We start from the raw sequence: 14,464 nt of genomic DNA, 5'->3' as shown, positions 1-14,464 counted from the left end.
GGCGTGTGGTGAGGGGTGGTCAGGCGGCGTTGGCGCCGGGAACGATCTGGTCGGCGAGGTACTCGCGGCTGTAGGCCTCGCGCTCTTCGTCGGCGAGGCCCCGCTCGTGTTCGCGGGCGTGACGGCGGGACTGGCGCTCGACCTTGAAGGCGTCGCGGCGATCACGGATGATCCGCTCGCGGACGCCCTTGCGGGAGAACTGCATGGCGTGGACCAGCTCGTGAACGAGGGTGATGGCGAACTCACCGGGGCTGGCGTTCTGGTCGACGTTGATCAGGACCAGGACCGAGCCATCCATGAGCGGGACCGCGCGTCCGGCGACGTCACGGGCCTCGCGTGCGGCGTGACGCTCCTCGCGGTCCCTGACGCGCTTGTCGACCCCGCCGGCCAACTCGGCTTCCGCCGTGGTGGCCAGCTCTGCCAGACCGCGCGGGTTCGTGAGGGTGATCTGTACGTCCGGCATCCGGCCCGGCACGGACCGGTTGACCAGCCGCGCCGCCGGTTCCGCGAGCTGCTTCGCGGTACGGAGGGTGGCGCGGTGACCGAACAGCTTGTGCGTGTTGACCGTGATCTTCACTGCTGACACTCCTCGGGGTAGGCGCAGGTCACACACGTTCCGAGCGAGGCAGGGATGACGTATCCGGCATCCGTGCGGCACTGCGGGCAGGTGCGGCGCGCGAGCATCGCTTTGGCGAGCGCGGCCCGCCGGTTCGGGGTCATGGGCCGGACGGGCTTCGCCTTGTCGAGGCGGTAGAGGTAGGCGACCAGCGGGCCGCGCCGGTAGCGCGGGCGCAGGATCTGCGCCGCGATCGGCTGACCACCGGGCCGCAGGCCGCGGGCCCGTAACTGCCGGCGGGTCGCGAACCCGTCCGGGGCGTAGCGCCAGGGGTAGGTGGGGAGGCCGTAGCGGGCGCCGTTCGGGTCGAAGCACTTACCGAACGAGCCGCCCATCACGCCGCCTTGGCGGCACGTTCAGCGAGCAGGGTGTCCCGCAGCATCCGGGCGTTCGCCGGCGACGTGCGGACCGTGCGACGGATGCCCTCCGCCGTGATCTGCCCGTCCGCCCAATCGGCCGTCGCGCTGCGGGTCTCATCGATCAGTTGCTCCGCCGTCCGGCGCGGCTTAGGGGATCGAGCAACTTCCGGAACCCGACCGGTCGCCCGGCGGGGTCGGATCGACTCAGCGGCCACCTGGCGCCGCTCGATCGCGGCGACTGGAACGCGCGCCGGGGTCGGGAGCGGCTTGGCGAGCGGGGTCGACTTCAGGAAGTCGACCGTCACCGGGTCGGGCATCCGCAGCGGGAGCGCCGGGGTCGATACTGCGAGGTCAGCCGTAGACCGATTCCTCAGCGTCTCGGTAGATTCCTCCACATTCGCGTCCGGCCCCGGAATCGAGGCGGGGCGGTGGTGGAGAACCTTGGCGACCAGATCGGAACCGAAGTAGATCGACCCGACCGGAAGCGACGTCGCCAGCAGGACCAGGGCCCAGTTGGCGGGGTCCCAGTCGGCGAGGCGCGTCCAGTCCAGTTCCGTGTCGTGCAGCTTGGGGACCAGGCCGTGCACGTAGTTGAGGACCAGCGAGGCGAGCGTGTAGGTGCCCAGCACCCGCAGCGCGAACGTCCGATCCTTACCCGCAAGCACGAGGGTGGCAACCAGGGCCAGGGCCATCAGGCCATCGACCACGAACGGGTAGAGCGTCGCGGCCGTGTTGTCTGCACCGACCGCGTTCGCGATGTCCCTGAGCGCGTTCCACGAGACCCGGAACGCCATGGCGACCACGGCGACCAGGGCCAGCACGAGGGCGGCCCTGCCTTTGCGGTGGAGGTTCATGCCACACCGCCGGACGTGCTCGCGCCGGCGCGGTTGGCCTGGTCGCGTTCGGCGGCCAGCACCCGGCGGTAGGCCCGGCGGATGCGCCGGATGTCCAGCTCGGTCGGCGTGCGGTCAAGGGTGGTGATCTGCGCGTCGATCAGGTCGACGTCCGCGAGGATCGCGGGCATCTCCTGCTCGATCGCGTCCAGCTCTGCACCCGTCGGCTCCATGAAGTCGGCGAACGCGGTAACAACGTCCTGAACAGTGACGATGTGCTTCATGAGTCGTGTCTCCCTAGCAGGTGGACGGCTCGAAGCGGCCCCGGTGGTAGGACACCGGGGCCGCGCGCCGTTGGGTGGGTCGGTCGTGGGCTACGAGCGACCACGGCGACCCGACACCCGTCTGCCGAAATGGCGTTGGGATGTCGAGCACCGTGAGCACTGGTACAGGGCTCGGACCTCCTGTTTCGCACGGCGCTGCTCGCCCCGGAGAAGTCCGAAATCCCGGGGGTCTTCGCAGTTTCAAGGTGTGCCGTGCGGTTCTTAGAGCCGATGGCGTTCCCGGTTAGGGGTGTGGGCCCGGTTGTGACACGGGCCGTCTCTCGGTCGGCTGGTCTCCACTCGCCTCGGCCGGCGCCCTCACGACCGTGGTGCTGCGGTGGATCACGCTGTTGATTTGTCGGCGCAGGCGCGCACACTCAATGGTGTTGCACCACCTGCTCAACTTGTTGGTACAAGCTGATGACAGTGATGCTGCACCCACGGACAGTGAGACGTCAAGGGGGTTGGGGCCACATGTACCAACAAGTTGCGCGAGTGCGTCATGATGGGTCTATGACCAAGCAGCCGAAGTACCGGCAAGTCGCTGACGCCCTGCGCCGCGAGATCGACAACGGCACCCATGCGCCGGGGGCGCGCCTACCCTCCGAGAACGACTTGCAGCGGCGCTTCGACGCATCAAGGAACACGGTCCGCAACGGGCTAAGCCTGCTGGTCAGCGAGGGCCTGATCACGTCCAGCCAAGGGCTTGGATATGAGGTCAAGTCGCACGAGGTGTTCGAGCTGAACGCCTCGCGGTTCGAGAATCTGACCTTCCCGCAGAACGGGGACGCGTACAGCACCGACGTAACGAACGCTGGCCGGCGGCCCCACCAGACATTTCGCGTGGAGATGCTTCCGGCTTCGAGAGACGTGGCTGAGCGACTCAAGGTTCCGGCAGGTTCGAAGGCAGTCCTGCGGTTCTGTCATCGCTACGTGGACGACGTCCCATGGTCCACACAGGCGACCTACTACCCGTCCTGGCTGGTCGAAGCGTCGCCGCGGTTGGCCGAGCCGGGGGACATCGAGGAGGGAACGACTCGGTACCTCGCTTCGGGCGGTATCGAGCAGGTCGGGTACTTCGATGAGATCGCTGCCCGGATGCCCACGCCGGACGAAGCGCGACTTCTGGAGATCGGAGCTGGCGTTCCCGTCATGCTTTGGACGCGTACCGGCTACTCCGTAGACCGTCCGATCAGGTGCACCATCACGACGTTCCGAGGGGACCTGAATCGCATGAACTATGAGATTGGCGAGCTCTCGGCCCGAAGCGAGAACACGTGATCATCCACCTCGCAGAACCTCACGACGTGACAAAGCTGCTCGCCTTTCGCGAGGAGGCGGCAACCTGGTTGAGGGGTCTGGGGTCCGACCAGTGGAGCCGTCCGTATCCTGCCGACAAGCTGTTGGCCACGATCGACGCGGGCACTGTGTTCATGCTCCGGGACGGGCATACGACGGCCGGCACGATCACGCTCACGCCCGACGCGGAAGCGGGGCTGTGGACGGACGACGAGCTAACCGAACCGTCGCTGTTCGTCAACAAGCTCACCATCGCTCGAGAGTACGCGGGACAGGGCCTCGGGGGCCGGCTTCTCGACTGGGCCGGCGATCGCGCACATCGTGCGGGCGCACAATGGCTCCGCCTAGACGCCTGGACGACGAACGAAGGACTCCAGCGGTACTACCTAGCGCACGGCTTCACGCACGTTCGCACCGTCTGCGAGGGCGAGGCAGTGAACGGCGGGGCCCGGGTCTCTGGTTGGCTCGCGCAGCGATCGGCGCGGTCGGCTGAGCACGGATATACGGACCGCACGCCTGCGCCCAAACGGCTTCGATTCGCGGCTTAGTGAAAGCGGGTTTCGCCAGGCCGCGGACCGCTCGGCGTTCCTGCGGACGCCATCATCGTCGAGATGAGGCTTAAAACACGGGCGAGAACATCCGCTTCTCTAGGACCATGATTGAGGAGCGGCGAGTTCCCATGTCGTCGGTCCCGCTGGCCAGCAAGCAGTATGAGGAGAGGAGGCGTACGCAACGGCACGGAAGCTCTGGTCCGAGGTCGCGTGGGTGAGCGCGTCGATCTCCACGCCCTTTGCTGAGTACACCGATTCGATCCAGGATGCGCGTCTCGTCATCATATGTCGGTCGGGTCTCAGCAGCGCTGATGGTCTACCCGCAACAAGGATTCACGATCGAGCAGCCGATTCCTCACGACGTGACGGTGGCGTACGAGCCGGTTGCGTAGCGACGGATTCACGAGCCGTGTCGGATCAGAAGCGACGCAAGAGGACTTCATCCGAGGGGTCAAGGCCCGCACACACAGCCTCCGATGAGCAAGCATCATGAGTCCAGCCATGTGCTGTCTCTCGTTCGGATGTCCTATCACCCAAGCTTGGGCATTCGAGTAGGGGCACGTCTACCTCACTCGCGTTCAAAGGTCAGGATCACCTCTTCCTTCATTCGCCTATCGAGCGCATTTGCGGAATTCCGTGGAGGCGGTAGGTAGCGTCTGTTTTCTGGAAGCTCTCTTGATACACGCCCTCGGCTAGTTAGACCGTTGCGACTGCCAAGACGTACGAGGATCTCCTCTATTGAGATTTCAACTCCGTTCATCCGCGCATCGGCCATAACGAAGGACACAAGACCAGCCGGTTTCACGACGCGAGCAATTTCCGACATGACGAGATCCAAGTCTTGGACGTAACGACCAATAATTTTCCGGCTTCGGTCTGGTAGTGGCTTGGTGAAGGAAGATCTAGCGATAGAATTCAGAGTTGAATCGACATCCAGGCCGACCTCGGACCCGATATTTCCCGACCTCAACGACCGAAGGTACGGGATGGAGTAGCCCATCCAGACCAAGCTCATACGATGCCCGCGAAGATAATCGATGGCGATCAGGTACGGCGGACTTGTCATCACGGCATCAACTGTCGCTCGACCGAAAGGTAGGCGCCGGGCATCGGCACGCAAAATGCTGGGAGCAGAGCTAGGGGAACCCGTCTCACCTAGCTCAATGCGCGAGTGAGACACTCGATTTGCTACCGCCCTTGCTGAGGAGAAATACCGCTCGATGGGGTCAAATGACGCTGCCTCGCGGACCCTATGAGGACGCGAGTGGGATACGTCTCTCGCCCGCGAAGCGCCAGCGTCCTTGGCAATGATGAGTCGCGAGAAAGCGCACCACAAAGGGTACGAGAGTGGAGCCGGCACCTCTTTGATTGCTGCAGCCAGAGACGACAAGCGTTCTCGCGCAACTGGGTCAAACCAAAAATCAATGAACCTTGATGTCTCGGAGTCAACGCTCATGTCGACTCCTCTTATAGATCTCGCCGTCGATACCACGGACTCCGCAGCCGTGAGGAAATCATCGAGGGAGTAGCTAGCTGCATTAGTGTTGGCAATTACTACAGCCAGGGGATCTGTATCGCAACCGAAAGCCTGATGTCCAGACTTGGCAGCAGCCAAGGGGAAGGTTCCAGAACCCATCATGGGGTCTAGTACCACCGCATTGGGGGCCAGGCTGGAAACTTTCGCTGCTGCGAGCTCTGGCGCCATGCGTGCGGGAAATGGATGTGCAGCAGCCCTATTGGCGGTAATCATTGGTCATCTCCTACGCGTGGCCGCGGAAATGGAATAGCGATCTCATAGGTTTCCGCAAGCCTATTCGGATATTCGTGGAAAGTCTGACGGAGTTCGCCAATGAGTCCTTGCGGTGAAGCATTAAGCGCTACGAGCTGACCATCGAAGTACATCGTAGCGGGCGCGAGAGCAGCCAAGCCCCGCACAATTGCTGAGACCTCTTCGTGGTCGAGATCGATACCGCTCCGTTCGTACACGGCAGTCACGATGGTATCTACGGTTACGGGAGTTCGACGCTCCGAGTACTGGACCAGTAGCTCAATGACCTCAGCCACGGGAGGGGCGACTGGGGGATCCTGGGCCTCGATGGAATCCACAAATGCTCGCGCCTCGCTTGGTTCGTGAGTTGCGAAAAGACCCAGGAGCTTTAGTGGAGATAGGCGCCGCAAAGGGAAAAGTTCAACCAAGCGTGCCAAGTCTTCCACGGTGATCGGGGTGATGCCGTCATTACGACAGATGTCACCGATGAGAGCCTTCTCGTCGCCATCGCCCTGGAAGCCAGGGGCCACCAGAAGCGTGAACTTGGGTGGCACGTCAAGCTTGAATTGCTCTGCCGCTCGCACCCGATGGACTCGCAGCACTGAGGTTCTAGCTGTGCCTGCTTGAATCCGCGGCGCCTTTTCGAGTTGCTTCTTCTTAGCTGGTTCGAGGGCGCGTCGTGCCTCGGATCCACTGGATTTGGCGTCATAGGTGAGCGCATAGCTTTCGCTACCGTCTCCTCCGCGACGCCCGAGTCGGATGGTGGCGATTCCATCCGGTGTGCCACTGCCTCCGATCCTCTGCACGCTGTATCCCATTACAGTGAGGGCGTCGGCGACTGCGTCCTCTAGAGCCTTCTCGTCATTGCTCGCATCGCGCAAACTCTTCGCGATGACGGGAGCAGAGCGGGGATGATAGCTGACGAAGTCGCGCAAGAAGGCGTCCCGCCGTTTCATAATTCGATTTACGGTCGCTGCGTCGATGTTTTCGTCAAGCATGTAGGCCTGGGTCAGCAACTCCGTCAGCCCGAGAATTTGCAGCGCTTCTTGAGTTCCATCTCGATCAATGTAGTTGCTGACGAACGGGTGAGCCTGATTGAGGATAGCCGCGCGTCGCTCTGGGTCATACGAGATCAGACGAGTTTCCTCGCCCGCGGGCTCTACGAGTACCTGCTCAAGGACCTCTCCACCACCCTGCGTCAAGGAGACAGGGAGCATCGTTGCGTCAACCTTAATGCCGAGAGATTCTCTTACTTGTTCGTCTCCCTGAGATGCCCGCCGAAGCATTCTTCTGAGGGGGCCCTGAGTAAGGCCGGGAGGCGGATTTGAAATGCGGCCCTGTTGTGTTAGAAGAGGGATTTCATCCTCGTCGTCACGCTTTTTCAAAACTGAACGCGACCTGTTGAAGATGGCGAGCATATAAGTCTTCAGTTCCCGCACTTCCGGCGAATCCATTAGGCTCTCGCGCGGGCTAGCTACGAGCGCATCAAGTTCATCGGCGTTAATCACCATGTTAAAACGGGAGAACGTGCCGTAGTGGAGATCGACGCCAACGTTGAAAGCGGCGTCGTCAAGGTTGATCAGCCGGCCTCGCACCCTGACGAAGAATCCATGACTCCGACCTAGTTTTCCACTTTGCCCACGATTAAGGGAGTCTTCGAATAGCTGGGCCTGCCCCCAAACCGCTCCGGCAAGAGGGAGTCTATACGCAGGTAAGCGTTCCCCATTTACGTCGACATGGTCTGGCGTGCCAATCCTTGCGTCAGGGGGAAGAGTGTCTTCTGACTGGCCCATGATGAAGCGCCACTGTTCGTCCCCTTGAGCTTTTGACGGCTCGATGGGGTCTCCGTTATATAGGAGGTTGAAAGAAGGGTTCAATGGGATGGCGGTAGACAGAACCCACCTAAGGCGGCCCTGCTGGATACCCTGCGCCGGCTTCTTGAGTCGAGTCATAATGGCGGCTGTCCAATGCTCTGGCCCAGCCGCACCCTCAGGGAAGAGATTTTCCAGAAGGGGTTTCATGCGTTCGCCGTAATCTCGCAGGTTGGACAACAAGGCCTCTCGCGCTTCTTCGCGAGAGAGCTCGGCAACTTCCAAATTGAGGGTATGCGGGTCACTCATGTCGCCTTGGACTAGTTGGTAGTCCATCGTTACTGCGCGATAGGTGCCGTCCTTCAGCACGATATAGGTGAGCTCCTCCGCCAAAACATAAGTAGCTAGCTTACCAATACCGAACTTGCCGATCGGCTCGCGTCGTTTCCCATTGGCGTCGTCTTCACGCTTGCGAGATTTTCCGATTCGCCAGAGATCTTGGAGCCCCTGCACGTCCATCGACTCGCCATCGTCAACAACTAGAATAGATGCGTGCGGAGATGAAAGGTCGCCAGGCATGTAAACCCATACACTCTCAGCTCCGGCATCGTATGAGTTTGAAACTAGCTCTTCGAAGGTCTTGTTAGGTGAACTGTAAAGCCCCTCGGAGAAGCGCTCGATGATCGCCAATGAGATGCGTACAGGGACGAGATCACGAGTGTCTTGCGAAGCCACGACGAACTGAGCAGGACTGATAGTGACGCTCTCGCTGCCGAACGCCAACTGCTCCGGCCCCTCATGCGTGGACTCCACCAGTGCCCCTCTCTCCAGGCACGTTGTGCCTGCGAATCGCCAGCGTGGACAAGCACTGATTGTCCACGCTTGATCCCTCAGAGTCTACGAGGCCTCCATCGCCAGTTGCCTGGTAAGTGTCCCTGAGCTTGACCGAGTTGACGGACGGTCAAGATCGGAACGAGGAGGCGTGGATGGAGTCCAAGCGTGTGGTTTCAGAGGCGCTGCAAGGACCCTAACCAGCCGAGGAAGTGGCTCATCGTAAGTGGACCTTTAATGCCGCACTCCGCACCACGCTGAGACCGTCCGAGGGCTGCCCAAGGTGATCACCAACGGCAAACAATGACCATGATGGCCTGGCATCCTGCCGTCACATCAGCGTGTGTCTGCGCAGCTAGACCCATGCATGCAGCCGTACGCGCGACCGCCACTGATCGATCAGGATGGCCGTGCCCGAGGTCCGAGCAGCGGGACGGGACGTACGGGTGCCCCCGAACGAGCGTGGGAGCGCCCCGGCTGAGGCGTAAGCCTCTGTCTTGGTCCCCCTGGCCGTCAGCCACGACGCAGGTTGGCGCCGCGGATGGCAGACGCAGCGACCCACAACGCAGCATTTCTATGGAGAAGTCTTGGAGACGATCTTGAGTTGCCGGCCCCGAAACACCAACGGAGTCCGACGCATCGCAACACTCTGATCTGCACCTTTGATGCGCCCGCCAAGTCGGTGATCTTACAGGGCCTAATTCGGGACGAAGAGGTCGTGGGTTCAAATCCCGCCACCCCGACGCTGGTCAGAGGCCCATTCGCGTGATCGCGAATGGGCCTCTTTCATGCCCTGGGGGCCAAACAGGGGGCCAAACGCATTTGGTCAGGCCACCGCGTCGCCCTCTTCCTGGCCCTCCGTGTCCTCCCCTTCCTGATCTTCGGCAAAGATGTCGTCCATCGCTTCGGCACCCTGCGTGATCACGGGCCGGAGCTGTTTGCGGTAGACCGCCTCTGTGGTCGCCTGACTGCTGTGACCGACCAAGAGCGCGATCCGCTCCAAGGGGATGCCGTGGTCGGAGAGCAGGGACACGAAGCTGTGCCGGAGCTCCCGCGGGGTCCACTCAGGCTTCAGTCCGGCCTTCTTCACAATGGCCTTGAAGTCGCGCCGGACGTTGGCCGCGTCGAGCGGCTCGCCGCTCCGGGTGGTGAAGACGCGGCCGGTCGGGCTCCACTCCATCCCTCTCGATGCCCGCTCCTGCTTCTGCCATCGCATGTGCTCTTCGAGGACGTCGACCACCTGCTTGGGCAGAGCAATGGTCCGGCGGCTCTTCCTGGTCTTCGTCTCACCGTGCTTGCGCACCGAACGCCACACCGCGACGTGCGGCGGGATGCCGTCCTTCGGCGACAGGTAGACGTGATCCCACGTCAGGGGGCGTGCCTCCTCCGTTCGAACCCCACTGAGGAGCGAGAGCACGAGGTAGGCGTACAGCCGTGACGGGCGAGCGGCAATGAGTACGGCTTTCGCCTCCTCCAAGTTCAGTGCCTTGCTCGGTCGGCCAGGGCGCCCCTCCGGTGCAGTGACGAGAAGGGCCACGTTGCGCGCGGCCTTGTCCCGGCGCTGAGCATGCGCGATGGAGCGGCGCAGGATGGCGAGCAGGTCACGCAGGCTTCGCGTCGCGAGGAATTCGGCCCTGTCGTCCAACCAGTCGTCGACGTCGTCCGCGCTGAGTTCCTTCAGCTTGGCCTTGCCGATGAACGGGATCAGGTGCTTGTTCGCCATCGAGCGGTTCTTGCCGATGGTGCCCTTCTCGTCGCGCCCCTTAAGACCGCGCTCCAACCAGTCGTTCACCGCGTCGGCGACGGTGTAGTTGGCCGGCGCCTTGACGCCGGTCTGCACCTCCTTCTTCAAGTCCCGGATCTTCTGGCGAACTTCGGTCTTCGTCTTGCCGTACACCTTCGGTCGACGGCGCTTGCCGTTCGGGCCGTGTCCCAGAGAGACGGCCCCCACGAAACTCTTCTTGGCCGGGTCCCAATAGATGGTGTCCGCACCATGGCCTGCCCTTTGGGCGCGCTTTGGGGTGTCGGTCATGCTCTGTCGTGCCTCCATGGGACAGGGCCGCGCCTGAAGGGCGCGGCCCTGTGGAAGTCGGGTGATGGGAAGTTCAGGCGGTGGCTTCTGCCTCGCGCTTGAGGAGTTCGACGTACCGCTCGATGTACTCCGGCGGCACGAGACGGCGACGGCCGATGCGGACGGTCTGAAGTCGTCCGAGGCGAATCTCCTCGTAGACCATCGAACGTCCGATCCTGAGAGCCTTGGCCGCCTCTTCGGGGCGGTAGAGGAGCTGTTCGGCAGGTCCAGCAACGGTGGCCATGCGGCGGTGCCTCCTCGGCAGGGCTGAGGGGGCGGTGGCCCCCTTCCTGTCAGGTCCGCTACTTCCGCTACCTCCGCTACCGCCCAGGTCAGGGGCATGATCCAGGTAGCGGATAGGGGTAGCGGTAGCGGATGGGTTCTGCGGTAGCGGATGCCAAGTGGCTTGCCGCTACCCGGAAACCGCCTCTGAGCTGCCCGGTAGCGGAGGTAGCGGAAGTAGCGCACTTTCCGCGGGGGGTGGGCAGTAGCGCTGCCACGCGTCGTGCAGATCGCTCGCGTAGTAGCCCTTCATGACGCTCCCGCCAGCCTTGATGTTGCGGGCCGCGATGGGGGTGTTGTCCGCAGTCATGTACTCCCGCAGCATCCGCGACAGCCCGCGGGCATCGAGCGGCTTGCCGCTCATGTCCGCCCACGGCGCCTCTTCGAGGCTGTGCAGCCTGTCGAGGATGGCGACGGTGGGCAGGCGGTCGATGCCGTTGAACACGTAGTCGCGCAGGTCGGTCAACAGTCGGATACCGACGCTCCCCTTGTCGCTGGTCTTGGCCGCGTTCACCAGCTCAATGCACGCGGTGCGGGCCCGCTCCGGCCACGCGCCTCCCGCCGCATCCGCCACGGCGAGCAGGGGTTCCCACACGTCCGCGGGCCGGTCGCTGATGCCCTCCGGCAGAACCGGGAACACCCCGTCGACCAAGTGGCCGATGGACTGTGCCCAGGTGGCGAGCCGGTCACGCAGCGCGTGGCCTTCCTTCTCGTGGATGCGTTGCCTGAACGGCTCCACCTGCTCATTCGGCGCGCGGCGGCGCATGCGGACGATGACCGAGCGGGTAAGAATCGTGTCCGGCAACGAGCCGAGCCCGGCGACCGCGACACCGCAGAACGACGGGAACTCCTGTACTTGCTGATTGGACCCGTCACCCACACAGCGCCACATGACGCCAGAACGTCGGTGACCGGCGTTCAGAAAGCCGCGGAGTTGTTCGTTCTCTCCGGCCTTGGGGCCAAAGATGGTGTCGATCTCGTCGAACAGGATCGTGGGCCGTCCCTCCATCCCGGACACCGCGCGGAAGAGCGCGGATGCGGATGCATTGACCGCGACCATCGGTTGCGGCACGAGGGTTTCCACGATCTCCAGCGCGCGGGACTTGCCGGAGCCAGGCTCCGGGGAGAGGAACGCGAGCCGCGGGGTGGAGTCGAAGCAGTCGAGCAGGTGCGCGTGCGCGTCCCACAGCGTCACGGCGACGTACGCGGCTTCGAGGGGGAAGATGTTGAAGCGTCGGTGGAAGGCTTCCACCTCATCGAGCAGTGCGGAGCCGTCCATGGCGGGTGCCGGCGGGTTGTCGCTCATGCCGCCTGCCTCCCTTCCTGGTTGGTGCGGAGCGGGCATGCGTCGCGGTGGGCGGTGTGGTCTTCGATCAGGGCGAGCACCTTCGTGTGACCGACGGCGCTGCGGTCCCTGCCGCACAGGCACTTCGAGGTGGCGGTAGGCACGGCGCCGCGCGGTGCGGAGATGCACAGCCACGCAATCGGGTACCGGCCTTCGCCTCGGTGCGGGTTAGGACGAAGAGCAGTTCGGACGCCCTCGCGGGCGGCGCCTTTCGGCTCGCCCACGGCAGGACCCGGCGCGGCTTGTACGGCGACGCCCGGACCGGTCGGGGTGACGGGAGGGCTCTTCAGGGGTGGGCGGGGAAGGGCGCTCATGCCGCCCTCCGCTGACCGTTGCGAGCGATCGACCAGTTCAGACCGCTGCGAATGGTCGCCTCACACGACCGCGGCGAGAGACCGGCCTGCTCCCCCGCCCACTGAAGAGCCTCCTCAACCTGCTCCCTGGGGAGGTCGCCCCAAGCGATGAACCGCCCCAAGGCTCGCGCCGCCCGCAGCAACGTGGCGTTGCGCTCGCCCTCCGGGGCCTGACGTACGGACGCGGTTTCTGCGTTCAAGCCCGATGCGGCGTAGCTGGACGCCCGCACGGACGACAGGGCAGCCGTTATTGCCCGCGAAGTCTGACGAACCGCCAGGCGGGCGTACAGCCATTCCGGCAGCGGTGTGGGCCGCGCGTCGTTGATGACCGCGTAGGCGCCCGTGGGGGTGAGGCTGCCGGGGGCAACGACGTAGCCGCCCCACGCGCGGGTGTCGATGCGCTTACCGAGCCGTCCGGCTGTGTTGCCGAGCCGGACGCACGGCGGGGCAGTGAAGTACAGGTGCACCCCGCCGCTCGCTGTCCGCACCGTGCGGGTGGCGGGCACGGCCTGTCCGGCGCGCTCGCAGAGCGCACGAAAGGTCGTCACGCCGCTAGGCGTGTCCGCACTGCTCTTGCGCTTGGGCATGTCAAGGTCGACGACGACCAGCCCGGACGGGCCGGTCGCGATGCCGACGTTGAACGGCAGGTCGCCCCATGCGCGGCGGATGCGGTCGGAGTCGAGGGTGGCGCGCGCTTCCCACTTGCGGTGACCGCCCGCGCAGTCCCCGATGCCGGGGCAGACGTCTTCACCGTGGAGGGCCGGACGCTTGTCACCGGGGCGCAGCGGGAGGATTGCCCATCCCTGCTCCGCGGCGTCCAGGGCGGCGTAAAGGAGGTGGCGGTTCATGCCGTCACCCCCGACGCGCTCGATGGGGTGGCATGGGCCGGACGGCCCTCGCCGAATGACGCTCGTTGGGTCATGCTGGAGGTCTCCTGCTCTCTTGGAGGGACTGGAGAACCGGGGCGGGCGCAGGCTTGTGGTGAGACGGCGCCCGCCTCGGGCGTAGCTAGCCGTGGAAGTGGTTGCGCTTGAAGACGGCCTTGCGGATGTTGACCGTGGTCCCGCTGCCGTGGCCGCTCGCGCTGAAGACCTGCACGGCGACCCAGCCACCGAAGATGACGGCGGCAAGGGTGATGAGCTGAGTGATGAGCGCGGTCAGCGCGGTGATGAACGCGGTCACCAGGAATAGCCCTCCGCAGACGGCACCGAACCCGATGCCCCCGAGGGCGATGTTCACTGCCACGCGGGAGACAGGCGGCTTGGCCGCGACGGGTTCGGGCTTGGCGGGTTCGAGGGCGTAGCCGGTGACGATGCGGCCGTCCGGCAGGACGACACTCGCCACCGACGGGACGGTGCCCGGCTGTACCGGTACGACCGGCGCCGACGGCACCGGGGCGAGCGGAGTCGACCGGTGGACTTCCACGGTCGCCTCACGACGGCCGGGTACGAGGTTGGCGTGCTCGTGCACAGCGAGCCTCCTTCAGTTGCCAAGGGCGGACAGGGCGTCGGCGGACGCCTGCACGAGGTTGTGGATGGGCTCGTACGCGCCGGTCCCGGCGACGAAGAACCCGAAGAGGAACAACACGATGGCCGAGCCCCCCTCCGGCGGACTTGGTCTTGACGGCAAGGGCAGATGCAGCGCCGAACAGCAACACGGCGGAGATGTTCAGGATCATCGGGAGCCTTCCGGTCAGGGGGTGTCGGTGCCCGCGCGGTAGATGCGGGCCCAACGGTTGTAGAGCCAGCGGCCTACGCGTATGCGCTTGCCGGTGGCCTTGCAGCGGCGGCAGTCCTTGCCGCGCTTCTGGCGGCCCTTGCGGTCGGTCTTCATCTGGAAGCCCCAGCCGTTGCACTTGCGGCAGTTGCCGAACGGCGAGGCGGCACACACGGCGACGTAACACAGCGTTACGCCGAGAATCAGGGTGATAGCGAGCAGGGCAGGGGTCATGACGGGCCCTTCCAGGCGGCTCTCAGGGGTTTCCGCAGGTGGGCCGCTATCCGCTAGCGGCCTGATCAGAGC

General features: G+C 64.2%; 14 protein-coding genes. 2 read left to right on the top strand and 12 right to left on the bottom strand.

Translation table 11 applies throughout. The features are described 5' to 3' along the window. Window positions 1-19 precede the first annotated feature (19 nt). From OHA05_RS19585 to OHA05_RS19570, 4 genes are read right to left on the bottom strand one after another with little or no spacing between them, the layout of a single operon-like run. Window positions 20-577: a hypothetical protein gene (locus OHA05_RS19585; protein ID WP_328861308.1), complete on the bottom strand. Its 558-nt coding sequence runs from the start codon at window positions 575-577 to the stop codon at window positions 20-22. Then, window positions 574-951, bottom strand: a complete 378-nt coding sequence (locus OHA05_RS19580) for an RRQRL motif-containing zinc-binding protein (RefSeq protein WP_328861307.1) — start codon at window positions 949-951, stop codon at window positions 574-576. The genes OHA05_RS19585 and OHA05_RS19580 overlap by 4 nt, the downstream gene beginning before the upstream one ends. Then, window positions 951-1,829, bottom strand: a complete 879-nt coding sequence (locus OHA05_RS19575; RefSeq protein WP_328861306.1) for a DUF2637 domain-containing protein — start codon at window positions 1,827-1,829, stop codon at window positions 951-953. Before OHA05_RS19575 ends, OHA05_RS19580 begins: the two co-directional genes overlap by 1 nt. After that, window positions 1,826-2,092, bottom strand: a complete 267-nt coding sequence (locus tag OHA05_RS19570; RefSeq protein ID WP_328861305.1) for a DUF6284 family protein — start codon at window positions 2,090-2,092, stop codon at window positions 1,826-1,828. The genes OHA05_RS19575 and OHA05_RS19570 overlap by 4 nt, the downstream gene beginning before the upstream one ends. Window positions 2,093-2,644: 552 nt before the next feature. On the opposite strand from OHA05_RS19570, the gene OHA05_RS19565 reads away from it, so the two are divergent. Both OHA05_RS19565 and OHA05_RS19560 read left to right on the top strand, forming a co-directional pair. Next, entirely contained in the window at window positions 2,645-3,412 is a 768-nt protein-coding gene (locus OHA05_RS19565) for a GntR family transcriptional regulator (protein WP_328861304.1), read from the top strand. Next, entirely contained in the window at window positions 3,409-3,978 is a 570-nt protein-coding gene (locus OHA05_RS19560; protein ID WP_328861303.1) for a GNAT family N-acetyltransferase, read from the top strand. The genes OHA05_RS19565 and OHA05_RS19560 overlap by 4 nt, the downstream gene beginning before the upstream one ends. A 571-nt stretch (window positions 3,979-4,549) precedes the next feature. Here the strand turns inward: OHA05_RS19560 and OHA05_RS38260 are convergent. From OHA05_RS38260 to OHA05_RS19525, 8 genes are all read right to left on the bottom strand, one after another. Then, complete coding sequence (locus OHA05_RS38260; RefSeq protein WP_443043839.1) at window positions 4,550-5,686, bottom strand: hypothetical protein; 1,137 nt, start codon at window positions 5,684-5,686, stop codon at window positions 4,550-4,552. Window positions 5,687-5,727: 41 nt separating this feature from the next. Then, on the bottom strand, window positions 5,728-8,373 hold the full coding sequence (locus OHA05_RS19555) for an ATP-binding protein (RefSeq protein ID WP_328861302.1): 2,646 nt from the start codon (window positions 8,371-8,373) through the stop codon (window positions 5,728-5,730). Window positions 8,374-9,217: 844 nt separating this feature from the next. After that, window positions 9,218-10,423, bottom strand: coding sequence for a site-specific integrase (locus tag OHA05_RS19550; protein WP_328861301.1), 1,206 nt, complete (start codon window positions 10,421-10,423; stop codon window positions 9,218-9,220). A gap of 73 nt (window positions 10,424-10,496) precedes the next feature. After that, the gene (locus OHA05_RS19545; protein WP_328861300.1) at window positions 10,497-10,706 is read right to left on the bottom strand and encodes a helix-turn-helix domain-containing protein; all 210 of its coding nucleotides are present in this window, start codon (window positions 10,704-10,706) and stop codon (window positions 10,497-10,499) included. Between the two features lie 168 nt (window positions 10,707-10,874). Then, on the bottom strand, window positions 10,875-12,050 hold the full coding sequence (locus OHA05_RS19540; protein WP_328861299.1) for a DUF3631 domain-containing protein: 1,176 nt from the start codon (window positions 12,048-12,050) through the stop codon (window positions 10,875-10,877). 349 nt (window positions 12,051-12,399) lie between these two features. Then, on the bottom strand, window positions 12,400-13,290 hold the full coding sequence (locus tag OHA05_RS19535; RefSeq protein WP_328861298.1) for a bifunctional DNA primase/polymerase: 891 nt from the start codon (window positions 13,288-13,290) through the stop codon (window positions 12,400-12,402). Window positions 13,291-13,450: 160 nt separating this feature from the next. Further along, the gene (locus OHA05_RS19530) at window positions 13,451-13,912 is read right to left on the bottom strand and encodes a hypothetical protein (RefSeq protein WP_328861297.1); all 462 of its coding nucleotides are present in this window, start codon (window positions 13,910-13,912) and stop codon (window positions 13,451-13,453) included. 222 nt (window positions 13,913-14,134) lie between these two features. After that, entirely contained in the window at window positions 14,135-14,392 is a 258-nt protein-coding gene (locus tag OHA05_RS19525; RefSeq protein WP_328861296.1) for a hypothetical protein, read from the bottom strand. Window positions 14,393-14,464: the final 72 nt, after the last annotated feature.

Origin of the sequence: Streptomyces sp. NBC_00306, assembly GCF_036169555.1 — a bacterium.
In the GTDB taxonomy this organism is placed as follows: domain Bacteria; phylum Actinomycetota; class Actinomycetes; order Streptomycetales; family Streptomycetaceae; genus Streptomyces; species Streptomyces achmelvichensis.
The sequence above is the reverse complement of the archived record's forward strand: the minus strand, read 5'-3'. Positions and strand labels throughout refer to the sequence as shown.